This is a genomic window from Pseudomonas sp. E6002 (assembly GCF_013385565.1).
Classification (GTDB): domain Bacteria; phylum Pseudomonadota; class Gammaproteobacteria; order Pseudomonadales; family Pseudomonadaceae; genus Aquipseudomonas.
In genome coordinates, this window is sequence record NZ_JACAPT010000010.1 from 287,990 (window position 1) to 310,858 (window position 22,869).

Here is a 22,869-nt window from a genome sequence, read left to right on the forward strand (position 1 = left end):
CATGGCAACTACCCAACTGACCGACATCTTCGTCGGTGACTACTACGCCTCGCTGGCGCCGGTTAACAGCCCGGAAAAGACCGCTGTTTATGAGTCGGGCATCGTGACTCGCTCCCCTGTGCTGGACGCGATTGCCTCCGGCAGCCAGGGTACCGCCGAGATCAGCTACTGGCAGGATCTGAACGCTGATGAAGCCCCGAACATCAGCAACGACGACCCGAACGACCAGGGTGAAGTCGGCAAAGTCACTCAGGACAGCATGCGTGCCCGCGTCCTGTACCTCAACAAAGGTTACGGCGTAACCGACCTGACCGCCGAACTGGCAAACACCGAGCCTCAGCAGCAGATCCGCAACCGCTTCGGCACCTACTGGACCCGGCAGTGGCAGCGTTACACCCTGGGCGCGGCTCGCGGCATCATCGCCTCGAACATCGCGAACAACGGCGGTGACATGGTCATCGACGCGGGCGCAACCATCAGCGCGAACGCCTTCCAGGACGCTGCGTTCACCGCCGGTGATGCGGCCGACCAGTTCGGAGCGATCGGCGTGCACTCCGTGGTGATGAACCAGATGGTCAAGCAGGACCTCATCGAGTACCTGCGCGACTCCGACGGCAAGATCATCCTGGCCACCTACCTCGGCAAGCCAGTCTTCATGGACGACGCGCTGGTATATGGCGCGGGCAAGTACCTGTCCGTGTTCTTCGGCCAGGGCGCTTTCGGCTACGGCGAAGGAACTCCCAAGGTGCCGGTAGAGCTGGAGCGTAAGCCAGGCGGCGGTAACGGCGGTGGTGCCGAGGTGCTGTGGGAGCGGAAGACCTACATCCTCCAGCCCGCCGGCTTCAGTTGGAAGGGCTCCGAGGCTCAGAACCTTAGCCCGACCGCGACTCAGTACGCCGCCGCTGGGAACTGGCAGCGTGTGTTCAGCCGCAAGCAGGTCCCGTTCGCCGCTGTGATCAGCGGTACCACCACGCCGTAATCCGGCCCACACAGCCTGGCGCCCTTATGGCGCCGGGATGCTTTTGAGGTGACTCATGAAAGTGATCTACACGGACAAGCCGGGCAAAGAGCGCGGCGTGTGCTACCGCCTGCTGAGCGAATTCTTCGGTGTCATCGGTTCCGCCACTGAGGTGGTCGTCGATGGCGATGCGCCGGATATCTTCGATGCTTACCAGGCCGTCGGCATCAAGGTTTCCGACGGCAAGGAGCAGGAAGCACCTGAAACCGACCCTCTCAAAATGAAGGTCCCCGAGCTGAAAGAGTGGCTGACCGCCAAAGGCATTGCCTTCGACGCGACTGCCAAGAAAGAAGACCTGCAGGCCCTGGTGCCAGCGGAATAAGGACAAGCACATGACCGACTTCATCACCGTTGCCGATGTTGACACCCAGCTCGGTCCTGACTGGGCCGGCACCGGTGATCCGGTCCTTGCTGTGGCCATGGCCAATGCCTGGCTCACAGCCAAGATTAAGCGGGCTGTTCCTGTTCAGGTTCCGGCCGAGATCAAAACAGCCGGCGCCCAGGTTGCCAAAGAGGCAGCGGCGGGCAAGCTGTTCACAGCAACGCAGAAGGAAGTGCAGAGCAAGACGGTCTCGGCTCAGTCCGGCACATCGGTGAGCAAAACCTACGTGGCGGGCTCTACTGATCAGTCGGCGGGCGTCAACTTCGCCCTGGCCCTACTAGAGCCGTGGATCAAGCGCTCCGGCGTGATGATGCTGAAGAGGGTCTGACCGTGGGCATGCGTGAAGATATCCAGGCCGAACTGGCCGAAGCGTTCAACGATCCTGATGGCTTGGCCGACGCAATCAAGCCGGTCACAGGCGTGCGCAAGGTGGCGGGCGAGTATGACCCCGACCTGGGTGGCGAGACGCCTGAGACCACTGTGACTTATACCGGCCGCGGCGTCCTGAGTAGCTACCTGTCCAAGGAAATCGATGGCTCCCTCATCCAGACCACCGACAAGAAGCTGCTGGTGCTGCAAAACGAGCTATTCGTGTCGGAGGCCGGTGTTCCGACGGCGATACCGGCCGCTCCGGCCATTGGCGATATCGTCAACGGGTTGCGGGTGATGAACTTGTCCGCCGACCCGGCTGATGCGACGTGGACGGCGCAACTGAGGAAATGACATGGCGACTCAATCCGGCAGCTTCGCCCTGAGCCTGGCCGAGTTCGCCGCCCAGACTAGCGAAGCCATCGATGCCAGCGTGCGTGAAATCATCATCGAGGTCGGAAGCAGCCTGATCCACATGTCTCCCGTGGGTAACCCGGAGATCTGGGCGCAGAACGCAGTGGCCACCCAGTACAACAAGGCCGTCGACGATCACAACAGCGCGCTGCGCAGTGATCCGGCCAACCTCACGAAGGGTGGCAGGCTGAAGAAGGGCCGCAAGCTCAACGACGGCATGGACCTCAAGGCGCCAGAAGGCTACGTCGGAGGCCGCTTCCGTGCGAACTGGCACATCTCGCTGGGCGTGGTCGAGAACGTCACCTTTGACGAGGTAGACCCGAGCGGCGTCGAGACTACCGCGGCGCTGGTCGCAGCGATGAGCGATTTCACCGCCGGACAGATGGCTTACATCATCAACAACTTGCCCTACGCGATTCCGCTGGAGTTCGGCCATTCCACTCAGGCCCCCGGCGGCATGGTCCGGGTAACTGTGGCTCGCTTTCAGCAGATCGTGCTGGAGGCCATCAGGAACAACCAGGTATGAGTCACGCAATCATCGCCTCGATCTACGAGGCAAAGCTCATCGCCTGGAACGCTGTCAGGTCGGAGAAGCTGAAGATCGTCTTCGAGAACACGGCCTACACGCCGGCGGCGGGCGAGACCTACTTGCGAGCCTTCGCTATCCCGGGCGACACCGTGAGCAACACGCTCGGCGGTGATCACCGGCTGTTCACCGGCGTGTTCCAAGTGAGCATCATCGCGCCTGCGGGCACCGGTAAGACCAAGACGAACCCTATAGCAGCTGAACTGACCGATCTGTTCCCGCTATACGCCAGGGACACGAAGGGCTCCGTCACCGTGGTGACGATGTCGCCGGTCGACCAGGGCCCCGGTATCACCGGTGATTCCACCTACACCATCCCGGTCTCGTTCTTGTACCGAGCCGACACGAACTGATCCCGCCCATTGGGCAAACCCACGAACCCGCCACTGAGCGGGTTTTTTCACATCTGCAAAGAGGAAATACCCATGGGCTACAAAATTCCGGACGGCGGCACCTTCCAGCACGGTGCCACCTATGGCCCGGACATCCCGTTTTCGGCACTGAGCAACGCGGCTGAGGCCGTGGCCACTGTGACTGGCGGCACACTGTCGGCTGGCGACATCGTGATCGTCACATCCGGCTGGACTCGCCTGGGTAATCGGGTTGTGCGTGTGAAAGCTGCCACTGCCACCGCCATCACCCTCGAAGGCATCGACACCACCGATGTGCAGGTCTACCCGGCCGGCTCCGGCATCGGTTCGCTGAAGAAGGTGCTGACCTGGGTACAGATTCCGCAAATCACTGACGTGGCTTTCGCCGGCGGCACCCAGAACTATCTGGACGTGGTGTTCCTGGAAGACAAGCAGGGCCGCCAGATGCCAACCGACAAAGCGGCGGCCAGCTTGGCGCTGACCATTGCGGATGACCCGGGCCAGGCATTCAACGCCATCCTGCGTGCAGCGGATGCCAGCCAGACCATTCAGGCTGCGCGCCTAAACCTGCCGGGCAACGACACGCTGTTCTACGGCGCCTTCACCTCCTTCTCCAATCAGCCGACCGTGTCCCGCAGCAACTTGCTGACCCGCACCGTCAACCTGGCGCTGCAGGGCGAACCGACCCGTTATCTGACTGCGGTGGCGTAACCCATGGCAAAGATCAGAATTGCCCAAAACCCGACGTTCAAGGCCTTCGTGTCGATCCCTATCGTTGGGGGGGAACCCGAGAAGATCGAGTTCACCTTTAAGTATCGGGATCGCCCGGGGCTTGCCGCTCTGTTTGATGAGTGGAACCTGAAGCGCGATGAAGCTCGGACCTCCCTGGGTGAAAGCCCAACGCTTTCCGAAATCGTTGCCGCTGACACTGAGCAGCAGTCGCAGCAGATCAAGGACTTGGTGGTCGGCTGGGGCTTCGATGACAAGTTCGACGACAAGAGCATTCGAGCGCTGGTGACGTCCTGCCAGGGCGCCGCTGAGGCGGTCGTGAATGCCTACCAGAGCGCATTCAATCAGGCCCGCTTGGGAAACTGACGGACGCTGCCCGCGCACTCTACGCGCCGGCGGCACCGGCTGAACTGATGGGCCTGTTCGGGCTTTCCCCGGGCGACCTCGAAGAGGTAACCGAGGTATGGCCCTGCAACTGGCCGGCGTTCTTCCTGTTCAACCGGATGTCGACTCAGTGGCGGGCGGGCGCCGGTGGCGCGATCGGTCTCGACTACACCTGCATCCGCGACGTGGCCGGGTTCCTCGGCATCAAGAAAAAGAAACTCGCTGAAATCTTCCCTGACCTTCAGGTGCTGGAAGGCGAAGCCCTGCGCGTCATGGCGGAGGAAAGGGAAAACAGCCCGTAACCACGGGCACTTATTCAAGGTGAGTCGATGAACATTGCAGAACTCGGCGTCAAGATCGACTCGGCCGATGCAATCCAGGCGAAAACGAGTCTGGATGAAATGGCGAAGGCCGGCGGCCGGGCCGAGCAATCCGCTGCCAGCCTGATGAATGAAATGCAGGCACTGGAGAAATCACTTTCCTCCAGCGCCAAGACCACGCAGGACCTGGCAAAGCAGCGTGATGCCCTGGCGAAGCTGACCAAGACCGGCGCCTATGGCGAGGCCGAGGCAGCGAAGATCTCGGCGCAGCTCGACAAGCAGCAGGTAGCCCTGGCCAAGTCCGCCATGGACGAGCAAAAGGCCCTGAATAGCCTTCTGGGTGCTATCGACCCGGCCCGTGCTGCACTGGCGAAGCTAGATACGCAGGTCGAGCAACTGGGCAAACACCTGGACGCCGGCCGCATCAGCCAGGATCAGTACAACACTGCCCTGGGTAAGATCGACAAGGACTACGCCAAACTCGAAAAGACCACCACGGGCTTCGACAAGCTGCGCCTCGGCACCCGCCAGGCGCAGGAAAACGTCGTGCAGCTGCGTAATGCTCTTTCCTCGGGTGACTGGGGCAGCGGCGTGCGTGCTGTTGCTCAGTTGGGCGCCGGGGCTGGGGCAGGCGCTGCCGGGCTGCTTGCCATTCTGGGGCCTCTGGCCCTGGTCACCACAGCCGTAGGCGGCTTGGCCGTTGGCTATTACAAAGGTAGCGAGGAGCAGGACAAATTCCGTGAGTCGCTGGTAACCACTGGCAATGCCGCTGGCACAACCTCGTCATCGCTTGCTGCCATGGCGAAGCAGGTCAGCACAACCATTGGCACTACTGGATCGGCAGCGGCGGTTCTGGCGCAGTTGGCGGGCTCCGGTAAGATCGTCAGCAGTAGCTTCGAGCAGATTGCTATTGCAGCCCTCTCGTTCGAGAAAGCCACCGGCAAAGCGGCATCTGAAACCGTTCAGGAATTTACTAAGCTGGCTGATGACCCGGTAAAGTCGGTCGTTGCGCTCAATGACAAGTACAACTTCCTCACAGCCTCTGTGTACACCCAGATTCGGGCCTTGCAGGAGCAGGGCGACACCCTGGGTGCTCAGCAGTTAGCAGAGAGCTCCTATGCTGATGCTCTGATTCTTCGTGCCGACACCATAACCAATAATTTGGGCACGGTCGAAAGCGCATGGAATGCAGTTAAGGGGGCCGCCAAAGGTGCCTGGGACGCAGTGCTCGATATCGGGCGCGAAGATACCTTCGACGAGAAGTTCGAAAAGCTCGCCGACCGCCTGAATACGCTACGTAACGCTAAATCTAACCCGATGATCCTGGGCGACAACCCGGACATGATGATGCTCAGTGGCGGCGAAGCCGGAGCACAGAGCGACATCACCTCCTTGTTGCAGAAGGAAGTGGATGATCAGGCGAAGGCCCGGCGTGAAATGTTCCAGGCGCAGGATATTCGTGAGGGCACGAAGGCCTACGAAACCCTGCAAAACAATCTCGACGCCACGGCATCAAAGTCCACGAAGCTGACGAAAGCGCTTGAGGAAAATCAAAGGCGTATCGCTTCTGCGCGACAGGCAGGCTACACGTTCACCGCCGCAGAGGAAGCGGCTTTAGAAAAACAGACCCGCGACAAGTTCAAAGACCCAAAAGCTGCTGCCAATCAGGTCGACCTGACCGGTTTCAACAACGCCAAGAACAACCTCTCCGATATAGTCAATGAATACCGGAACGCCCAGAAGGAACTGGAGGCCCAGCAGAAAGCCGGCGTGGTATCGCTATCGGACTATGCGAAGCAGCGTTCGGCACTGATCAATCAGGAAAAGGACGATGTCACCGCGGCGTACCAGGCCGAGATTGATGCACTGGAAGCGGCCAAGGCCAAGAAAGGCACGACGGTGGCCCAGAGCATCCAGCTCGACCAGAAGATCGCTGACGCGCGCGCAGGGATGGTCAAGGCGCAGAAGGAGGCCGACAGCCAACTTGAGGTGTTGGCCACCAACGAGACCGGGCGTCTGGCCAAGCAGGAGCGGTCAATCACCACCTACGTACAGGCCCTGGCTCAGCAGCAACGAGCCTTGGAGCTTGCCGGCCAACGTGCAGTACTCGGCGTTGGCCAGGGGGACCGCCAGAACGCACTCAACGGCGAACTGAACAGCCAGCAAGACCGGTTTGCTCAGCAGTCGCTGGAGTTGGCCAACCAGAAATCCGATCCGTCGCGCAACATGTCGGAGGAGGAATTCAAGCGAAAATCCCAGGCGCTCGCAGATGCGAACAAGGCCGCCACTGACCAGATCCGGCAGAACTATGCGGATGTGGAGAACGCCCAGGGCGACTGGACGAAGGGCGCGACGTCGGCCTGGGCCAACTACCTGGATTCGGCGAAGAACATTGCCGGCCAGACCAAAAGCCTGTTCGGCAATGCCTTCAGCAGCATGGAGGACGCGGCCGTCAACTTCGCCATGACCGGCAAGGCATCGTTTTCGGACTTCGCCAAGTCGGTCCTTGCGGATATGGCGCGCATTGCTACCCGCCAGGCGAGTTCGGCATTGCTGAGCAGCTTGGTTGGCGCAACGGCCAGCTACTTTGGTGGCGGCGCCGGGAACGGCCTAGCTGCCGGGTCTGCCGGTGCCGCGTCGTCAAATCTAGGCGCTTCAGCGGGTGGCTACTCAGGCTCGTATTTTCCGCAAGCCAAGGGCGGCGCCTGGTCGGGCGGTGTGCAGATGTTCGCCGACGGCGGCGCCTTCACCAACTCAATCGTCAGCAAGCCTACGGCGTTCGGTATGGCCAACGGCAAAACCGGGGTCATGGGCGAGGCGGGCGACGAGGCAATCATGCCGCTCACTCGTACAGCCAACGGCAAGCTGGGTGTAATGGCCATGGGCGCCGGCGGGGCAGGTGCAACACAGATCAATGTCGAGGTGCATATCGACGGTGACGGTAACGCATCGTCCTCGGCTGATACCCCCGGCTACGACCTGTTTGGCAAAGAACTGGCTGCGTTCGTCGAGCAGAAATATCAGCAGCTGCGTAACAAAGACATGGGCCAGGGTGGTGTGATCAATAAAGCAATTAAGGGGCGCTGATGGCAATCGAACGATTTACCTGGGCGACGGAGAAGGGCGCGGAGGGTGATATCACTCAGCGCGTCCGCTCGAAGCAATTCGGTGACGGCTACGAGCAGTCGACGGAGGACGGGATCAACAACAAATCCCAGTCCTGGCCCGTCACCTTCACCGGCATGAAGTCCCGGATCAAGGACATCATGGACTTCATCGACCGGCACAAGGGTGCAAAGGGCTTCCTCTGGGAGCCGCCCCTTGGCGAACTGGGCCTCTACAAGTGCAACGGCTACAAGCCAGTGCACCGCGGCGGCCAGGTCTACGCCATCACCGCGACCTTCGAACAAACCTTTCACCCCTGAGATAACCACCCATGGCACTGATCACGGACATCCAGAAACTGGAGCCCGGCGCCGAAATTCGTCTGTTCGAAATTGACGGGACCGAGTACGGCGCCGATTACCTTCGCTTCCACGGTCACGCCATCCCGCACACGCCTGAGGAGCTGCTGGCCTACGAGCATTCGGAGGAGGACCTGCCGGCCAAGTCAATTTGGTGGCAGGGCGCTGAGTACGCGGCGTGGCCGGTGCAGATTGAGGGCATTGGCTCCAACAGCGATGGCACGGCCACCAGGCCGACGTTCGCAGCTGGCAACATCAATGGGCGTGTCACGGCGTTGTGCCTGGCCTTCGAGGACATGCTGAAGTTCAAGCTGACTGTTCGCGAGACCCTGGCTCAGTACTTGGACGCCGCGAACTTTCCCGAAGGCAACCCGACTGCTGACCCGACTCAGGAAGGGCTGGAGATCTGGTACATCGACCAGAAAACCAGCGAGGACGGTGAAGCGGTGGTCTGGGAGTTGTCGTCTCCGGGCGAGATCGATAACCACGGTCTGCCCGGGCGCCAGATGACTACGTTTTGCCATTGGGCCATGACCAACGGCTATCGCGGACCAGACTGCGGCTACACCGGCGCTGCCATGTTCGACGACGAGGACAACCCCACGAATGACCCGGCCAAGGATCAGTGCAAGGGTTGCCTGTCGTCCTGCAAATTGCGCTTCGGCGAAAACAACGAACTTTCCTTCGGCGGGTTCCCCGCCGTTTCCCTGATTGCCCGGAGCTGATCATGCGCAAGCACATCATTGCCGCGATCCAGGCGCACGCGGCGGCCCAGTTCCCGAAAGAATGTTGCGGCCTGCTGCTGGCCATCGGTCGAAAGCAGAAGTACTACCCGTGCCGGAACATCGCCACGGAGCCGAACGAAGAGTTTCGGCTTGATCCCGAAGACTACGCCGCGGCGGAAGACCTGGGCGAGGTGATCGGCATTGTCCATTCACACCCTGACGCAACCAGCAGACCTTCACCTCATGACCTGGCCATGTGCGAAGCCACGGCTTTGCCCTGGCACATTCTCAGCTGGCCCGAGGGCGACCTGCGCACGATCACGCCAACGGGTAGCACGCCGCTGCTCAGGCGCCCGTTCGTTCACGGCGCATGGGACTGCTGGCAGGTCTGCGCTGATTGGTATCGACGCGAGTGGGGGCTTGAGTTTGACGCCTTCCAGCGCACTGATGGCTGGTGGGAGAGTGCGGAGAACGCGAGCCTGTACGAGCAGCACTACGAGGCTGCCGGATTCGTGCGAGTCGACCGGCCGCAGCGCGGCGATCTGATCGTCATGCACGTAGGGCGGACGGTTCACCCGAACCATGCCGGGATCTACCTGGGCACTGATCCAGCTCTACCTGGTGAAGAGTCTGGCGCCTTCGGGCCTGGCCCATTTCTTCTTCACCACCTGTACGGCAGGCCGTCCGAGATTATCGTTTTCGGCGGCCCGTGGCATGACCGAACGCGCCTGATGCTCAGGCACACAGATGCAAAACAGATAACCTGACGCGGCATGGCCGCAGGAGAAACCATGGATAAGCCTTTTGCCATTGTCGACGGAAAGCTCTACATCAACGAAGCCCTGATCGGAGATAGCACGATCGGGATGGTCAAAGTTACCGATGAACGCATTCAGGTGCTGTCTCAGTCGGTGTCGAGCTTGAGTGCTCAGGTGTCCAGCGAAGCGGCTGCGAGAGCCAATGGCGACACGGCACTCGCAGCGCGTATTGATTCGCTTCAGGCTTCGATCAAACCTGATGCGTGAGATGCTTGGCCGCCTCTAGACCAAGCTTCGTAATCTCCTTGAGCGAGAACTCGTCGACCGGCTTGCCTTCAAGTTTTACGTTGACGATTACCGCACAGCCGTCCGCGTCCCCCAGATGTAACTGGGCAGTTGGTGGGGTGTTGTGACGGGACAGAGCCAGGTTGTTGAGTATTAGAGCCACATTGACCTCCAGGTCATAAACGCGCCGATATTGGCGCAATCCCAGTCCTTGGGCTTGCAGGCGAAGGACTGGGGAAATCCTTTGATTTGGTGAGGGCTAACTCAAGCCTTCGTGTGGAAGGAGCGTGATATCTATTTGCTCCAGATACCCGTCTTCACCTCGCGTTATCACTAGCGGCATTCCGGGGATGAGAGTTTGTGTTACCACCCAACCGCCGGAAAACGTGTATTTCACCTCAACGGGGGGTGGGCGCCCCTCGGAAGTTGATAATCATCTGCTTGCCAACTTCCGTTTTTCTCAGCGTTTCTGTGAACTGCTCGGATAATTCTGCGTTGCGCTTCATGCGTGCCTCCAGAATGAGGCACAAAGCTACTACGCCAAGACTCACCCCAGTTACTGGCATTCCATCCACACTGGATGCCTGGACAGCTTGGAGAAATTCGTCCTTATGGTGGCGCAGTGCTACAGTGCGCTCCAAATCATAGGAGTTTGAAGATGGTGCGCACGGTAGCTATTTTGATGGGATTCGCTTTTTTGGCTGGCTGCGCCAATACGCAGGAAGTTGACGCTTGGAGGGCGGAGGCCCTGCGGACTACTCCTGTGTGTACGAGTGACAACCAGTGCCAGGTAATGTGGTCCGCCGCGCGGGGCTGGGTGCTGAGTCATGCAGGGACGAAGATTCAAAACTATGGCAGTGACTACTTCGATACCTATAACCCGATACCGAATAGCCCCGCTTTGGCCGCACAAATCTCCAAAGATGCGCTGGGCTCCGGAAAGCACAAAATCACTGCCAAGCTGTGGTGTGACAATATGTTTGGCTGCCAGCCAAATGCATGGCAGGCTCTTTTGGATTTCAATCGCACGGTAAATTTAGCCGGTACCGGACAATGATTTAAACGAGGGAACGACATGCGGATTTTGATAGCTGCAATGGCTATAATCTTGCTCCACTCAAGACATACCATGTAAGCCAGTATCGCTGACTGACAGTCGACGGAAACCGCCTCAAGCGAATCCTATATCAATATAAAATTGAAGCCTCAGCCTACGAGGGCCGGTAACTTTCACTGGAGTTGTAACGTGCGCCCTCTAGTCCAATGCCCCCCTGAAACTTTTGAGAATATTCGATACGTTTTGACTGATATGGATGAGACGCTGACTTACCAGGGTCGGCTGGCTGCTCGTACCTACACTGCGCTGGAACGCTTGCAAACTGCCGGCATTCGCGTGATCCCAGTCACCGCCGCGCCTGCTGGTTGGTGTGATCAGATGGCTCGCATGTGGCCCGTTGATGGAGTCATTGGCGAAAACGGAGCCCTGTTCTTTAGCCGAAGCGCTGACACCCATCGTTTACGTCGGGACTACTGGCATCAAGGCGAGGCTGTCGAAGATAGTCTTCGCAAGCGCGAGCTGCTGATTGAAATGGTGACCCAGCAGTTGCCCTGGGCTCGTTTAGCCGCTGACCAAGGGTTTCGGCAAGCCAGTGTTGCTTGGGAAATTCCGTCTGAAATTGATCGTAGAGACTCTTTGATAGAAATATTCCGTACGGTCGGTGCGGAGTACACATTCAACAATTTATGGGCGCTTGCGTGGTTTGGTCGGTATGACAAGCTGGTCATGGCTAAACACGTTCTCAGCGCAATCTATGGCTTGTTGCCAGGCGAAGATGTGGCTCAAGTCTTCTACAGCGGAGACTCTCTCAATGATGGGCCGATGTTTGGATACTTCCGCCATACTTTGGGGGTCAGCACTATCCGAGATTGTGTCGAGCAAATGTCTGATTTGCCTGCTTGGATTAGTGAGGGAGCTGGTGGAAGTGGTTTCGTAGAAGCCGTAGATGTGATTCTTGCTTGCCAGACAAGGCGTTGATCCTGCGACGAACTTCATGCATCTCCCCCTCAGTGCTACAGTCTCGCCACGTCTTAACGAGGGAACGACATGCGGATTTTGATAGCGGCGGTAGCGGTGGCGATGCTGGCGGGGTGTGCCTCTACGGCAATTTCAGTGCGCGACGCAAAGCCGGTACCGGCGGATGAGATTTATGCCTTCCAGTCCAAGCCATCTGGCGAAAGTGGGAAAATTACGGTTGTGCGCGACTCCGGCGCCGTCGGTTCGGGCTGCGATATCGTCGTCTATGTAGATGGGCGCAAGGCTGCGAAAATTGGTACTGGTCAGCGCGCTACCTTTTACCTTCCGCCGGGATCGCCAAATCTCGGCGCTGGCCTGGCAGGATCTGGCCTATGTGCTGGAGCGGCGATCCGTACGATTGCGGCGACGGTGCAGCCTGGGAAGGAAAGCCTGTACAGGATCAGCGGTGATATAGGTGGCTTCTACATCGGCCCCTATGTCGACTACAACTGAACCAAGAAATCCACGAAACCGCCTACGGGCGGTTTTTTATTGTCCGGAGAAAGTGATGCAGGCATCAGCGATCAACTATCAACCCATGACCACGATTCGTTTACATGGGCAGTTACGCCAGTTTGGGAAATCGTTCAGGCTGTCGGTGAAGTCGCCGGCAGAGGCCATTAAGGCGCTTTGCGTCCAGATTCCTGGGTTCGAACGGTTTCTGTCTAACGCCAAGTCTCGCGGGCTTGAGTTCGCGGTGTTTCGCGACAAGCGCAACATCGGTGAAAAGGAGCTGAACTACAGCGGAGCCGGCGACATTCGTATCGCGCCCGTGGTGGTGGGAAGCAAGCGTGGCGGCATCCTCCAGACCATCGTTGGCGCGATACTGATCGTAGTCGGCGTCATCTTTTCCGCGACCCCCTTCGGCACGCCGCTTATTGGCGCCGGCATCGGCCTTGTCGCCGGCGGCGTTATCCAGATGCTCAGCCCCCAGGCCGGCGGCCTGAAGACCAGCGCCGCGCCGGAGAACACACCCGGCTACGCCTTCGGCAGCGCCAAGAACACTACGGCATCCGGTAACCCGGTACCGCTCTGCATTGGCGAGCGCCGCTGGGGCGGCGCAATTATCAGTGCCGCGATTTACGCCGAAGATCAGATGTAAAGACCACCCGCAGCACCAATGCCGGCCATGAGCCGGTTTTTTATTGTCCGGAGGAAAGTATGGGCGCAGCACGCAAGATTGATATCCACGGCGCCAAGGGCGGCGAAGAGAAGCCAAAAACGCCAACGGAAGCCCCGGACAGTCTGCGCTCGGTGGCCATAGCCAAAATGCTGATCGCAGTGGGAGAGGGTGAGTTCGAAGGAACGCCTACCGCGCGCGATATCTACCTCGATAACACCCCGCTGCAAGATCCTCAGGGCAACATGAACTTCCCAAATGTGAAGTGGGAATGGCGCACCGGTGCGGTAGACCAGACCTATATCCAGGGGATCCCGTCGGTCGAGAACGAAACCACGATAGGAACCGAGTTACGCAGCGGCACGCCATGGGTTAAGTCCATCAGCAACACTCAGCTTTCCGCCGTGCGCGTGCGCTTCGCCTGGCCGGCGCTCCAGTCTGTGGATGCCGGCGGGAACATCAATGGATACCGGATCGAGTACAAGGTTGAACTGGCAACCGACGGCGGCGCGTATCGGCAGGTGCTGAGCGAAGCTGTCGACGGCAAGACCACCAGCGTGTACGAGCGCACCCGTCGCATCGATTTGCCGAAGGCTACTTCTGGCTGGCTGATGCGCATCACGCGCCTGACGATCAACCAGAACAACAACAAAATCTCCGACACGATGCAGATCGCCGGCTTAACGGAGGTGATCGACGCGAAGTTGCGGTACCCGAACACCGCGTTGCTCTATATCGAGTTTTCGGCCGAGCAGTTCCGCAGCATTCCAGCGGTAACAGTCGGCTGCAAGGCTCGTAAATGGCAGGTGCCCAGTAACTATGACCCCGTTTCGCGGACATACAGCGGTATCTGGGATGGGACGCTGAAAGAGGCTTACACCAACAATCCAGTCTGGGCGACCTACGGAATCACTACCGTCGACCGCTTTGGCTTGGGCCGCCGCATCAAGCCTTGGATGGTCGACAAGTGGGAGCTTTATCGCATCTCGCAGTATTGCGACCAACTGGTGCCGGATGGGAAGGGCGGCATGGAGCCGCGCTTCCTCTGCAACTTGAACCTGCAGAGCAAGGCAGACGCCTGGTCGCTGCTGCGCGACATCTCCGCGATTTACCGGGGCATGACTTACTGGGCTCAGGGCCAGGTGTTCACCCTGTCGGATATGCCGCGCGCCACTGACTTCGATTTCGCCTACACCCGGGCAAACGTCATTGATGGCAAGTTCACCTACTCGAGCGCATCGGAGCGTACCCGCTACAGCCGGGCTCTGGTCAGCTACGACAACCCGTTGAATAACTACGACACCGACGTCACTTCTGTCACTGACCAGAAGCTGCAGCGTCGGTACGGTGACAACCCGCTGGAAATCTCAGCCATTGGCTGTGATCGCGAGTCCGAGGCGCAGCGCCGCGGCAAGTGGGCATTGCTCACCAACTCCAAGGACAGGGCTGTTACCTTCAAGGTAGGCCTCGACGGGCGTATCCCGCTTCCTGGCTACGTAATCCCGATCGCTGACGAACTGCTCGCTGGCCGACCTGTGGGCGGACGTATCTCGTCGGTGAACGGCAAGGTCATCACCCTGGACCGCGACACCCAGGCCAAGCCCGGTGATCGGCTGATCCTCAACCTGCCCGACGGCAAGTGCGAGGGGCGCACCGTGCAACTGGTCAGCGGCCGCCAGGTCACGGTCACCACGGCGTACTCCGTGGCGCCTGAGCGGGAGCTGGTGTGGGCGCTCGACGCTGACGACCTGGCCATCCCGCTGTACCGGGTTACCAGCGTTTCCCGGCCAGAGCCTGGCGTGTTCGAAATCTCGGCCGTGCAGTACGATCCGAGCAAGTTTGCGCACATCGACACCGGCGCTCGGCTGGAAGAACGGCCGATCAGCGTCATCCCGATTACCGTAGTTCCAGCACCGGGCAGCGTCACGCTGACGTCGAGCTACGCTGTAAACCAGGGCATCGCTATCAGCACCATGAACATCTCGTGGCCCGCGGTGAGCGGTGCGGTCGCCTACGACGTGGAGTGGCGCAAGGACAGCGGCAACTGGATCAAGGTGCAACGGACAGGTTCGACCAGTGTTGACGTCACCGGCATCTACTCGGGCGCCTACTTGGCCCGGGTCCGCTCGGTGAGCGCCTTCGAGATATCGTCGATCTGGAAAAGCTCAAACCTGACCAACCTGAAAGGGAAGGTCGGCCTGCCGCCAGCGGTGTCGATCCTGACCACCACCAGTGAGCTGTTCGGCATCGGCATCAAGTGGGGATTCCCTGCTGGTGCCGAGGATACCCAGCGCACCGAACTATGGTATGGCCCTGCAAACAATCTTGGAGCCGCTACCAAGCTGGCCGACCTGGCATATCCGCAGGCTGACTACCGCATGCAATCGCTGTTGGCGGGCGCTCGGTTCTTCTTCTGGGCGCGCCTGGTGGACCGGACCGGAAACATTGGGCCGTTCTATCCGGTGGTGAACGGTGTGATTGGCCAGGCCAGTTCGCAGGCCGGCCCTATCCTGGACTTGATTGCCGGCCAGATTGGTAAAACCGAACTGGCTCAGGAGTTGGTCAAGGAGATCGAGTTGATCTCCGGCGACGGTCCGGGGTCTGTGAACGATCGCTTGGAGCAGGCCACGCAGGAACTGGAAGACCTGATCGATCAGATCACGGACGCCCTGGTCTACGATCCGACCAAAAGCTATGCCGCCGGCGACGTAGTGCGGCAGGGCCAGCACCTGTACCAAGCCGTCGCGCCGGTACCGAAAAACACTACGCCTCCCAATGCCCAGTACTGGTTTGATATCGGCACCATTGCAGAGACAACCCAGGCCATGGCGCTGCAGATCCAGCAGAACAAGGCATCCATCGACACCGTGGACGGCAAGGTCACGGCACAGGCATCTGCACTGCAATCGCTCCAGGCGAGCTGGAGGGAGGACAGCGGGGAGGGCGACCTGGCGGACGCTCTGAAAGGTTGGGATGCCACCGCAAAGTTCGCTGAGCAGGTCAAGGTTCAGGCCTCGGACAACCGAGCGCTGGTTGAGCGCACCACGTCGCTGGATGCGGCGGTAGGGCAGAACAGGGCCGGGCTTACCTCGCTTGAGCAGGTGGTAGCCACTGAAACCCTTGCAACGGCGACACGACTGGATCAGTTGAAAAGCAGCGTCGACGGCAACACTGCTGCAATTGGCAGCGAGGCATCGACAAGGGCTGATGCCGATAGTGCTCTTGGTACTCGCATCGATCAGATGGGGGTCACCGTCGGCAACAACGGCGCGGCGATCAGCCAAGAGGCAACCGCCCGGGCGAATGCGGACACCGCGCTCGGCCAAAGAATCGATAAGACACAGGCGAAGGTCGATGAAAACTCGGCAGCCGTTCAAACGGTCACCGATTCCCTAGCCGACACCAACAAGGCCGTCGCCTCACAGTCCACCACGCTTCAAGCTGTTGTTGGCGGCGGGCGGGACGGTACCGACGAGGGAGACTTGGCCAGCGCTATCAGCGAGGTGAAGAACAAGGCGGCGATCCAGGTCACGGCCAGGGCCCAGGCTGACACCGCCGGCAAGCTGTCTACGATGTGGGCAGTAAAAATGCAGATCAATGCCAATGGTCAGTATGTTGCCGCCGGGATTGGACTGGGTATCGAGCAGGGCGCCGACGGCTTGTTGCAAAGCCAGTTCCTGGTGAGTGCTGATCGATTTGCCGTAGTGAACACAATCGATGGCGGATCTTTCACGACGCCGTTCGTGGTCCAGAACGGCCAAGTGTTTATGAGTTCCGCACTGATACAGGACGGAACGATCACCAACGCCAAGATCGGCAACTACATCCAGTCGAACAATTACCAGGCAGGTATTGCCGGCTGGAAGTTGTTCTTCGACGGGACATTTGAAATCAACAGCTCGCTCGGCGGCCAGGCGCGCCAGGTAATCAACAACGCCGGTGGCAAGGTGTTCGATGAGAACGGTGTGAAGCGATACCAGTGGGGGGATCTTTCAGCATGAGCTATGGGGCGAGAGTTTGGGGGCCTACGGGCCTCCTTGAATTGGATGAGACCTCTTTCACCGTGCGCGTTATCTATTCAGCCCTTGTAACCCGGCCTGCCGGCACGCTGTATAGCGACATAGCGGTGCCTGGTTGTGATCCAGTCACCTGCAGCGCTGTGTGCGTTCCAACCGCGCCATACCCTGAAGACCCCAGCGCACAGAACCTGAACGCAATCCAATACGAGCCTCAAGTCATGTCCGGGGTAGTTAGGGTTTGGTACGTTAACCGAAGCATAAATCCGTCGTCACCGCCGGCCCCAGGGTTGGCCACACAAAGGCTTTTAGTGATGAAGTACCGATAATGGCGTCTTATGGAATGTCGTTTACCAACGACTCAGGTGTCGTGGTCATCGATTCGGAGTTTGCCAGGTTGGTCGTCCTGTACAAAGGTGACTACAGCGGACCTATCGTCTTCCCGGCGCCGATAACCACCCAGGAACCGCCCTTGGTGTTTGTTCGCCCCAGTGCCTCGGTAACCATAAGTTACGCCAAGATAACCGGTACCGCAGGCAACTGGACGGGCTTCTCATTCTTGGGAATGGGCTCTGGAAAGTTCTTCGTGGCCTCGTTCGGCGGGGCAACTCCCACTGCAAAGTACGGGTTTAGATTATGGGATGGGCAAGGAAAGTTGTTGTTTGATAGCGGGACACCGTGTGCGCAGTTCACCCGCACGATATCGGCATGGACCTACATTGGATCCAGCACAACACCGCAGGGTCAGACCCAGGTCAACTTTACAGCGCCATCCCCGCTGGACTCCGGCGATTACATCATGATCAACAACATAGGGATGGATGTCAGTGCCGGTTCTAGCAAGGGCGCTAAGTTGTACTGCGTGTGGGACTACGCAAACAACCGGATTGTGATGTTTACGATTGGAGTCTCTAACGCTGCGACATTTTATGTGCCCGTGGTGTTCGCTAAGCCAGTGATTTAGCCGTTCACCAGACAATTCAATATCCAATAGCCGCCCTGAGCGGTTTTTTTATTTCCTGGAGAAAAGTATGCCTTGGTACAGAGCCGGCACAGTTGCAGTTGCATTGAATTCCAGCACCGTCACCGGCACAGGCACGTCGTTCAGTGCCAACGGGCGCGTAGGTGATGCATGGACTGGGCCCGATGGGCGCTGGTATGAGGTGACCAACATCGCCAGCAACACGGTGCTGACCATCTCACCGAACTACCTGGGGGCGACAGTCTCTGCTGGCACGTACGCCATGGCTCCGATGCAGGGCTACGTAAAGGACTCAGCCGATCAGCTCCGGCAGATCGTCAACCAATGGGGCGCCACCCTGGCCGGCCTGGGTACGGTCTCCACGCAAAACGTGGTTCCTGTGGCCATGGGCGGTACCGGCGGCACCAGCCAGGCTACAGCCCGTGCTGGCTTAGGGCTTGGTAGCGCGGCGGTGGCCGCCATTGGATACGCGGACGGAAACGTCGCAGACGCTTACGCGACTGGCAGAACGCGCACAAGCGTGGTTCAAAGCTGGTTGACGAACGCTGTGCATGGGCTTGATCCAAACCTCTACCCGCCAGGTTCTCCGGGCATGCCGTCCGGCGGTACGGGCTACTTTTACAAGCAGATTTTTCGGCACTCTGATGGCTCTAACAGGCTGACGGTTGCCTGGCCTTATGGGCTTGCTGGCAATTCGGGCACCATTAAATTTCAATCGATTTACGACGGTGCCGTAACACCTTGGATTGAGATCTATCACACCGGGAACACCACTCGCGCCGCTGACGGCACACTGAAGGCTATCTAATGACCACTCGCGCAGCAGTAAACATTCTCGGTGCCGACGGCGCCGTCATCGATGTCACGTCTTTGGGCGTTAGCACCATCACCACCGAGCACCCGGGCCCTGGCCAGTATCTGGTGCACGGAACGCTTGGGATGGTTCCACCACCAGAGGGCTGGGGTTTTGTTCTGAACCAGGTCGACGCGGCTTGCTCGGTAGACATCGGTTACAACGAGGGCGTGCTGGCTGTCAGCGTGGCCAAGGATGGCGAGCCCGCCGACTTGGTGCACAGCATCACTTTGCATGTGGCCGTGGACTCCTTGCCCGTCCAGGTGGTGCCGGAGCTGACAGCACCTGCAGCTGACCCGCTGGAGTTGGCTCAGGCCGAGACCACACGGCTGCGGGCTGTTGCTGATTATGCGATCGCGCCACTTCAGGATGCCGTGGATGTCGACGAAGCGACGGACGCAGATCTCGCGGCGCTCAAGTCCTGGAAGAAATACCGAGTAGCGCTGAGCCGGGTTATCGAGCAGCCGCAATACCCGGATGCCATTGAGTGGCCTGTCGCGCCTGCGTAACTACCGACGTTCTACACCGCCCGCCCTGAGCGGGTTTTTTATTGCCTGGAGAAAAGCATGCCGATCACTGAGCAGCAGTTGCTGCAAATACTCCCGAACGCCGGCCGCCAAGCCGGCGTTTTTGTTCCTGTGCTGAATACGGCCATGGCCAAGTACGGAATCGTCACGCGACTGCGCGTCGCCGCCTTCATCGCCCAGGTCGGGCATGAGTCGGGGCAGTTCCGCTGGCTGAAAGAGTTGTGGGGCCCCACGCCGCAGCAAGCTGGGTACGAAGGTCGTTCCGATTTGGGCAACAAGGTGAATGGCGATGGCTTCAAATACCGTGGCCGTGGCCTGATCCAAGTCACCGGCCGGGCCAATTATGCCGCGTGCGGCGAAGCGCTGAGCCTGGACCTGCTCAATAAGCCTGAGCTGCTCGAGCAGCCGCTGCACGCCGCGATGTCGGCGGCGTGGTTTTGGTCCTCCCGTGGACTGAATACCTTGGCTGACCAGAGCGATTTTCTGAAGATCACCAAGCGCATCAACGGTGGCACCACCGGACTTGCCGACCGCCAGGCGCTGTACGACAAGGCGCTGAAGGTGCTGGTGTGACTCTGACGCAGAAGTTGGCCGTGGTACTGCTGGCTATGGCCGTGAGCTTCGGCGCCGCCTGGCAGGTACAGGACTGGCGTTATGACGGGAAGATGGCAAAGCAAGCTGGACAGTTCCAGACGGACCTTGACGCGATCGGCAATGCCGCAATCGCCCAGGCCCGCGCCGAGCAAGACAAGCGCCTGGTAACCGAGCAGCAACTGGCCGCCTCCGACCAACAACACTCCAAGGAATTATCCGATGCCCAGCGCAACCAGGCTCTGCTGCGTGACCGTCTTGCTACTGCTGATGTGCGGCTGTCAGTCCTTCTCGACGCCACGGATTCAGCCGGTGGCTGCGACGTGCCTGCCGCCCCCGGCGCCGTCGGCGTGGTTCATGCAGCCCGTCGAGCCCAACTTGACCCAGCGCATGCTCAAAGAATTATCGCCATCACCGATGCCGGAGACCAAGGATTGATCGCCCTGCGAGCCTGTCAGGCCTACCTAAAAGAGGTTTCTACACCGAAGTAAAAGGAGCGGCCGGGCAGGATGCGTCAACATCCACCCGGCCACCTTCCCCGCAGAACGTCCCTGCAAGTCCAGCCAAGACTCCTGTTTCGTGCACAAAGCGGAGCGAGCCTTGCACTGTTTATCCATTCAGTTTTATTGAGGTAAGTGTTTTTTTACCAAGAGACTGATATTCGTTGACATTGCTCTCAGTCATATTAAATGTTGCAATTATCAAATTATTATCTGATAGCATATATAGCTGCATATTCAATATGTCAGCATCGAGCCCCTTCGATGTAAATGTTATAAGCCATGCCTTATTGCCCCCAGCCTCGATCTGTGAAGCTTGAGGTGCTAAGTTTTTCATGGCGATTAAAATATTATCTTTGATTTCATCAATTCCAACTAGTTCCGGTTTTTTTAACTTTGATATGCCAAAAGATACAGAGCCGCTTTCATTGCTGTAAATAACCTGAGGTCTTCTTTTTGATGGATATTTAATTTCAGCTAGCTTTTCAGATAATGGTGTGAATTGCGTTGGTATTTCAACACTTAAGCCTAAAGATTTGATGTTCTCTAATCTCATGTTTGCGTCTAGCGCTGAAGCACTTGCCGAAAACATTAATAATAAGATAAATGCGGCTATATTTTTCCGTAGTTCAATCACGTAGTTAATCCTCAATCTTACCATTACATCTCTGCTTCGGTTTCAATCGTGACTGCTACCGGGGTGGAGGAGTCGCGAGTGCTTTTCCTACGGTATTCGGTAATGAATTTTACTCGGTCGTCCTGGAAAAAGAGCAGGATTGAACCAGAGCGTGGATGGGGAACGTGGTGCTAGAAACTGCTTAACCAGTAGCTCTTTTAAGCCCCGTTGAAACGTTTTTTCGCTCATATCCATGGATATCCCAGACAGTCCGTCGTTAAACCAAGCTAGCTCGATGCTTTCTGCAAAAACCTGACGCATATACGCTACCTATAGCAAGTCCTATTGACTGAGCGGTTGTCGTTGGTGTGTTAAATCCGGCAACCGCTCCTGTCATTATTGCGGATGCAGCACCTCTAAGGGTCGCCGGCTGTCCTGCGCCAGCGTAGGCTCCTACGCAAGCTAACCCAGCTTAACCCAACGCATGTTCAAAGAGTTATCGGCATCACCGACGCCGGGGATAATGCCGTGATCGCGCTGCGGGCGTGCCAGGCGTACGTCAGGGCGATTGCGCACTGAGGATGATGAGCTACGCTTTTGGCTTGGATGCTCAGGACGGCAATTCTCCATTAAAACTGACAGGCACTTATGGACAAGCAGCTGGCAGGGCTCTCTTTTCTTTTGACGCTGGGGTGGGTCGTTGCTGTGGTGGGCGTCATGTGGTTTTTCGGTAGATGAAGAAAACTGTAGGCGGGAACTTGCTCTGTATTCAATGGCTCCCATGAGTACACCCATTTGGATATACAGGCATGAGCATCGGTGCAAGATTGAAATCTGAACGCCTTAGACTTGGATTGTCCCAATCTGCCATTGGTGCGATTGGTGGAGTGGAAGTGAATGCTCAGGGAAGGTACGAGAGTGGGATTCGTTTTCCGCGGGCGGATTACCTCGCGTCGGTCGCGAAATCCGGCGTCGATATCCTGTTCGTGATTACTGGAAAGCGCACAGAGAACGGTAGTGCGGATTCGGCCAAGGCTGCTGAGGCGCTGGATAGCGCGACGGAGTGTCTTGAAAAGGCAAAAGAGCTCATTCACTGATTCATTATTTTATGTATCAACGCCGGCCCTTTGTTTCGCACATTGCCCACGGCAGTATCGACCTTGAACCACTCGAAAACCTCGGCCGGTTCGCCCTGGTGTAGCACCATCTGTTCTGCTCGCTCCTTGGGCGTGGCCGGGTCCAGCCATTCCCTAGCCAGGTCCGGCGTCAGCACCACGGGCCGCCGGTCGTGGATGTCCACCATTCCGCCGGCGCTGTCGGCGGTGATGATCACGAAGCCGTCATGCTCGCCAGGGCCTTCGTCGCTGTCGGGCAGTTGGCCAATGGCGGCGCACAGCACGGGTGCACCGTCCCGCCGGCGGATCAGGTAGGGCTGCTTCTTCGGTCCGCCTTCGTCCACCCACTCAAACCAGTTGTCGATGGGCGTGATTGCCCGGTGCGGCCAGATTGCGCGGAAGAACGGGCCGTGGGCCACCTTCTCGACGCGGGCATTGATCGGCGCGGCGCGGTCCTTGGCCCAGTGCGGGCGCCATCCCCATCGCACCAGGTCGGCGTGCAGCTGGTCACCCTGCAGGTGGAGCAGGGCGACTTGGGTTGTCGGGGCGACGTTGTACCGCTCCAGGGGTAACTCACCCACGGAGTTCGCCAGTGCATTTGGCATGCTCAGCGCTGCAACGAAGTCATGAATGCCGCTGTACTGGGAAAGTCTTCCGCACATGGCCAAGC

General features: G+C 58.8%; 28 protein-coding genes and 1 pseudogene. 26 read left to right on the forward strand and 3 right to left on the reverse strand.

What is annotated here, in order from left to right; genetic code table 11:
- The first annotated feature begins 1 nt into the window (after window position 1).
- The 14 genes from HX815_RS11425 (at window position 2) to HX815_RS11490 (ending at window position 9,787) form a co-directional block, all read left to right on the forward strand.
- A complete protein-coding gene (locus tag HX815_RS11425; protein ID WP_134326529.1) occupies window positions 2-979 on the forward strand; it encodes a major capsid protein in 978 nt (325 codons plus the stop codon).
- Window positions 980-1,034: 55 nt separating this feature from the next.
- On the forward strand, window positions 1,035-1,340 hold the full coding sequence (locus tag HX815_RS11430; RefSeq protein WP_177028251.1) for a HeH/LEM domain-containing protein: 306 nt from the start codon (window positions 1,035-1,037) through the stop codon (window positions 1,338-1,340).
- A gap of 10 nt (window positions 1,341-1,350) precedes the next feature.
- Complete coding sequence (locus tag HX815_RS11435) at window positions 1,351-1,728, forward strand: hypothetical protein (RefSeq protein WP_177028252.1); 378 nt, start codon at window positions 1,351-1,353, stop codon at window positions 1,726-1,728.
- Between the two features lie 2 nt (window positions 1,729-1,730).
- Window positions 1,731-2,123, forward strand: a complete 393-nt coding sequence (locus tag HX815_RS11440) for a hypothetical protein (protein ID WP_177028253.1) — start codon at window positions 1,731-1,733, stop codon at window positions 2,121-2,123.
- Between the two features lies 1 nt (window position 2,124).
- The gene (locus HX815_RS11445; protein ID WP_177028254.1) at window positions 2,125-2,709 is read left to right on the forward strand and encodes a hypothetical protein; all 585 of its coding nucleotides are present in this window, start codon (window positions 2,125-2,127) and stop codon (window positions 2,707-2,709) included.
- Entirely contained in the window at window positions 2,706-3,122 is a 417-nt protein-coding gene (locus tag HX815_RS11450; protein ID WP_177028255.1) for a phage tail terminator-like protein, read from the forward strand. Before HX815_RS11445 ends, HX815_RS11450 begins: the two co-directional genes overlap by 4 nt.
- Window positions 3,123-3,194: 72 nt before the next feature.
- Window positions 3,195-3,851, forward strand: coding sequence for a phage tail protein (locus HX815_RS11455; protein WP_010211415.1), 657 nt, complete (start codon window positions 3,195-3,197; stop codon window positions 3,849-3,851).
- A 3-nt stretch (window positions 3,852-3,854) separates the two neighbouring features.
- A complete protein-coding gene (locus HX815_RS11460) occupies window positions 3,855-4,235 on the forward strand; it encodes a phage tail assembly chaperone (protein WP_058419808.1) in 381 nt (126 codons plus the stop codon).
- Between the two features lie 47 nt (window positions 4,236-4,282).
- Window positions 4,283-4,555, forward strand: a complete 273-nt coding sequence (locus tag HX815_RS11465) for a DUF1799 domain-containing protein (RefSeq protein WP_177028256.1) — start codon at window positions 4,283-4,285, stop codon at window positions 4,553-4,555.
- Between the two features lie 27 nt (window positions 4,556-4,582).
- Window positions 4,583-7,660, forward strand: coding sequence for a phage tail tape measure protein (locus HX815_RS11470; protein WP_177028257.1), 3,078 nt, complete (start codon window positions 4,583-4,585; stop codon window positions 7,658-7,660).
- Window positions 7,660-7,998 carry a phage tail protein gene (locus HX815_RS11475; protein WP_177028258.1) on the forward strand — a complete coding sequence of 113 codons (339 nt, stop codon included), beginning with the start codon at window positions 7,660-7,662 and terminating at the stop codon, window positions 7,996-7,998. Before HX815_RS11470 ends, HX815_RS11475 begins: the two co-directional genes overlap by 1 nt.
- Before the next feature lie 11 nt (window positions 7,999-8,009).
- Window positions 8,010-8,762 (forward strand): phage minor tail protein L, encoded by a 753-nt coding sequence (locus HX815_RS11480; protein WP_177028259.1) that lies wholly within the window; start codon window positions 8,010-8,012, stop codon window positions 8,760-8,762.
- 2 nt (window positions 8,763-8,764) lie between these two features.
- Window positions 8,765-9,529 carry a C40 family peptidase gene (locus tag HX815_RS11485; RefSeq protein WP_177028260.1) on the forward strand — a complete coding sequence of 255 codons (765 nt, stop codon included), beginning with the start codon at window positions 8,765-8,767 and terminating at the stop codon, window positions 9,527-9,529.
- A gap of 24 nt (window positions 9,530-9,553) precedes the next feature.
- Window positions 9,554-9,787 (forward strand): hypothetical protein, encoded by a 234-nt coding sequence (locus HX815_RS11490; RefSeq protein WP_177028261.1) that lies wholly within the window; start codon window positions 9,554-9,556, stop codon window positions 9,785-9,787.
- Here the strand turns inward: HX815_RS11490 and HX815_RS11495 are convergent.
- Window positions 9,771-10,007, reverse strand: coding sequence for a hypothetical protein (locus HX815_RS11495; RefSeq protein ID WP_177028262.1), 237 nt, complete (start codon window positions 10,005-10,007; stop codon window positions 9,771-9,773). The genes HX815_RS11490 and HX815_RS11495 overlap by 17 nt on opposite strands.
- Before the next feature lie 456 nt (window positions 10,008-10,463).
- Between HX815_RS11495 and HX815_RS11500 the strand changes: the two genes are divergently transcribed.
- From HX815_RS11500 to HX815_RS11545, 10 genes are all read left to right on the forward strand, one after another.
- Window positions 10,464-10,862, forward strand: coding sequence for a hypothetical protein (locus HX815_RS11500; protein WP_177028263.1), 399 nt, complete (start codon window positions 10,464-10,466; stop codon window positions 10,860-10,862).
- Window positions 10,863-11,114: 252 nt separating this feature from the next.
- A complete protein-coding gene (locus HX815_RS11505; RefSeq protein WP_177028264.1) occupies window positions 11,115-11,840 on the forward strand; it encodes an HAD family hydrolase in 726 nt (241 codons plus the stop codon).
- A gap of 69 nt (window positions 11,841-11,909) precedes the next feature.
- Window positions 11,910-12,332, forward strand: a complete 423-nt coding sequence (locus tag HX815_RS11510) for a hypothetical protein (RefSeq protein ID WP_177028265.1) — start codon at window positions 11,910-11,912, stop codon at window positions 12,330-12,332.
- Window positions 12,333-12,387: 55 nt separating this feature from the next.
- Window positions 12,388-12,981: a tail assembly protein gene (locus HX815_RS11515; protein ID WP_177028266.1), complete on the forward strand. Its 594-nt coding sequence runs from the start codon at window positions 12,388-12,390 to the stop codon at window positions 12,979-12,981.
- Window positions 12,982-13,040: 59 nt separating this feature from the next.
- The gene (locus tag HX815_RS11520) at window positions 13,041-17,000 is read left to right on the forward strand and encodes a phage tail protein (RefSeq protein WP_177028267.1); all 3,960 of its coding nucleotides are present in this window, start codon (window positions 13,041-13,043) and stop codon (window positions 16,998-17,000) included.
- 358 nt (window positions 17,001-17,358) lie between these two features.
- Window positions 17,359-17,979, forward strand: a complete 621-nt coding sequence (locus tag HX815_RS11525) for a hypothetical protein (RefSeq protein ID WP_250884703.1) — start codon at window positions 17,359-17,361, stop codon at window positions 17,977-17,979.
- A 67-nt stretch (window positions 17,980-18,046) separates the two neighbouring features.
- Complete coding sequence (locus HX815_RS31890) at window positions 18,047-18,805, forward strand: hypothetical protein (RefSeq protein WP_218168934.1); 759 nt, start codon at window positions 18,047-18,049, stop codon at window positions 18,803-18,805.
- A complete protein-coding gene (locus HX815_RS11535) occupies window positions 18,805-19,359 on the forward strand; it encodes a tail fiber assembly protein (protein ID WP_177028268.1) in 555 nt (184 codons plus the stop codon). Before HX815_RS31890 ends, HX815_RS11535 begins: the two co-directional genes overlap by 1 nt.
- A gap of 57 nt (window positions 19,360-19,416) precedes the next feature.
- A complete protein-coding gene (locus HX815_RS11540; protein WP_177028269.1) occupies window positions 19,417-19,950 on the forward strand; it encodes a glycoside hydrolase family 19 protein in 534 nt (177 codons plus the stop codon).
- Window positions 19,947-20,459, forward strand: coding sequence for a lysis system i-spanin subunit Rz (locus HX815_RS11545; RefSeq protein ID WP_177028270.1), 513 nt, complete (start codon window positions 19,947-19,949; stop codon window positions 20,457-20,459). Before HX815_RS11540 ends, HX815_RS11545 begins: the two co-directional genes overlap by 4 nt.
- Before the next feature lie 118 nt (window positions 20,460-20,577).
- Here the strand turns inward: HX815_RS11545 and HX815_RS11550 are convergent, their stop codons facing one another.
- Entirely contained in the window at window positions 20,578-21,105 is a 528-nt protein-coding gene (locus tag HX815_RS11550) for a hypothetical protein (protein WP_177023111.1), read from the reverse strand.
- A gap of 447 nt (window positions 21,106-21,552) precedes the next feature.
- Between HX815_RS11550 and HX815_RS31615 the strand changes: the two are divergent.
- Both HX815_RS31615 and HX815_RS11555 read left to right on the forward strand, forming a co-directional pair.
- Window positions 21,553-21,663, forward strand: a pseudogene (locus HX815_RS31615) (lysis protein); the annotation flags it as partial.
- 230 nt (window positions 21,664-21,893) lie between these two features.
- Complete coding sequence (locus HX815_RS11555) at window positions 21,894-22,181, forward strand: helix-turn-helix domain-containing protein (RefSeq protein ID WP_008431807.1); 288 nt, start codon at window positions 21,894-21,896, stop codon at window positions 22,179-22,181.
- Here HX815_RS11555 and HX815_RS11560 read toward each other — a convergent pair.
- A complete protein-coding gene (locus HX815_RS11560) occupies window positions 22,175-22,861 on the reverse strand; it encodes an SOS response-associated peptidase (protein ID WP_177028271.1) in 687 nt (228 codons plus the stop codon). The genes HX815_RS11555 and HX815_RS11560 overlap by 7 nt on opposite strands.
- Between the last annotated feature and the right edge of the window lie 8 nt (window positions 22,862-22,869).

Coding starts and splice junctions, on each gene's coding strand:
- HX815_RS11455 (WP_010211415.1), top strand. CDS start 3,195: ATGGGCTACAAAATTCCGGACGGCGGCACCTTCCAGCACGGTGCCACC.
- HX815_RS11500 (WP_177028263.1), top strand. CDS start 10,464: ATGGTGCGCACGGTAGCTATTTTGATGGGATTCGCTTTTTTGGCTGGC.
- HX815_RS11445 (WP_177028254.1), top strand. CDS start 2,125: ATGGCGACTCAATCCGGCAGCTTCGCCCTGAGCCTGGCCGAGTTCGCC.
- HX815_RS11520 (WP_177028267.1), top strand. CDS start 13,041: ATGGGCGCAGCACGCAAGATTGATATCCACGGCGCCAAGGGCGGCGAA.
- HX815_RS11435 (WP_177028252.1), top strand. CDS start 1,351: ATGACCGACTTCATCACCGTTGCCGATGTTGACACCCAGCTCGGTCCT.
- HX815_RS11510 (WP_177028265.1), top strand. CDS start 11,910: ATGCGGATTTTGATAGCGGCGGTAGCGGTGGCGATGCTGGCGGGGTGT.
- HX815_RS11470 (WP_177028257.1), top strand. CDS start 4,583: ATGAACATTGCAGAACTCGGCGTCAAGATCGACTCGGCCGATGCAATC.
- HX815_RS11430 (WP_177028251.1), top strand. CDS start 1,035: ATGAAAGTGATCTACACGGACAAGCCGGGCAAAGAGCGCGGCGTGTGC.
- HX815_RS11425 (WP_134326529.1), top strand. CDS start 2: ATGGCAACTACCCAACTGACCGACATCTTCGTCGGTGACTACTACGCC.
- HX815_RS11560 (WP_177028271.1), bottom strand. CDS start 22,861: ATGTGCGGAAGACTTTCCCAGTACAGCGGCATTCATGACTTCGTTGCA.
- HX815_RS11465 (WP_177028256.1), top strand. CDS start 4,283: ATGGGCCTGTTCGGGCTTTCCCCGGGCGACCTCGAAGAGGTAACCGAG.
- HX815_RS11460 (WP_058419808.1), top strand. CDS start 3,855: ATGGCAAAGATCAGAATTGCCCAAAACCCGACGTTCAAGGCCTTCGTG.
- HX815_RS11475 (WP_177028258.1), top strand. CDS start 7,660: ATGGCAATCGAACGATTTACCTGGGCGACGGAGAAGGGCGCGGAGGGT.
- HX815_RS31890 (WP_218168934.1), top strand. CDS start 18,047: ATGCCTTGGTACAGAGCCGGCACAGTTGCAGTTGCATTGAATTCCAGC.
- HX815_RS11540 (WP_177028269.1), top strand. CDS start 19,417: ATGCCGATCACTGAGCAGCAGTTGCTGCAAATACTCCCGAACGCCGGC.
- HX815_RS11535 (WP_177028268.1), top strand. CDS start 18,805: ATGACCACTCGCGCAGCAGTAAACATTCTCGGTGCCGACGGCGCCGTC.
- HX815_RS11450 (WP_177028255.1), top strand. CDS start 2,706: ATGAGTCACGCAATCATCGCCTCGATCTACGAGGCAAAGCTCATCGCC.
- HX815_RS11505 (WP_177028264.1), top strand. CDS start 11,115: ATGGATGAGACGCTGACTTACCAGGGTCGGCTGGCTGCTCGTACCTAC.
- HX815_RS11555 (WP_008431807.1), top strand. CDS start 21,894: ATGAGCATCGGTGCAAGATTGAAATCTGAACGCCTTAGACTTGGATTG.
- HX815_RS11525 (WP_250884703.1), top strand. CDS start 17,359: ATGTCGTTTACCAACGACTCAGGTGTCGTGGTCATCGATTCGGAGTTT.
- HX815_RS11490 (WP_177028261.1), top strand. CDS start 9,554: ATGGATAAGCCTTTTGCCATTGTCGACGGAAAGCTCTACATCAACGAA.
- HX815_RS11515 (WP_177028266.1), top strand. CDS start 12,388: ATGCAGGCATCAGCGATCAACTATCAACCCATGACCACGATTCGTTTA.
- HX815_RS11485 (WP_177028260.1), top strand. CDS start 8,765: ATGCGCAAGCACATCATTGCCGCGATCCAGGCGCACGCGGCGGCCCAG.
- HX815_RS11480 (WP_177028259.1), top strand. CDS start 8,010: ATGGCACTGATCACGGACATCCAGAAACTGGAGCCCGGCGCCGAAATT.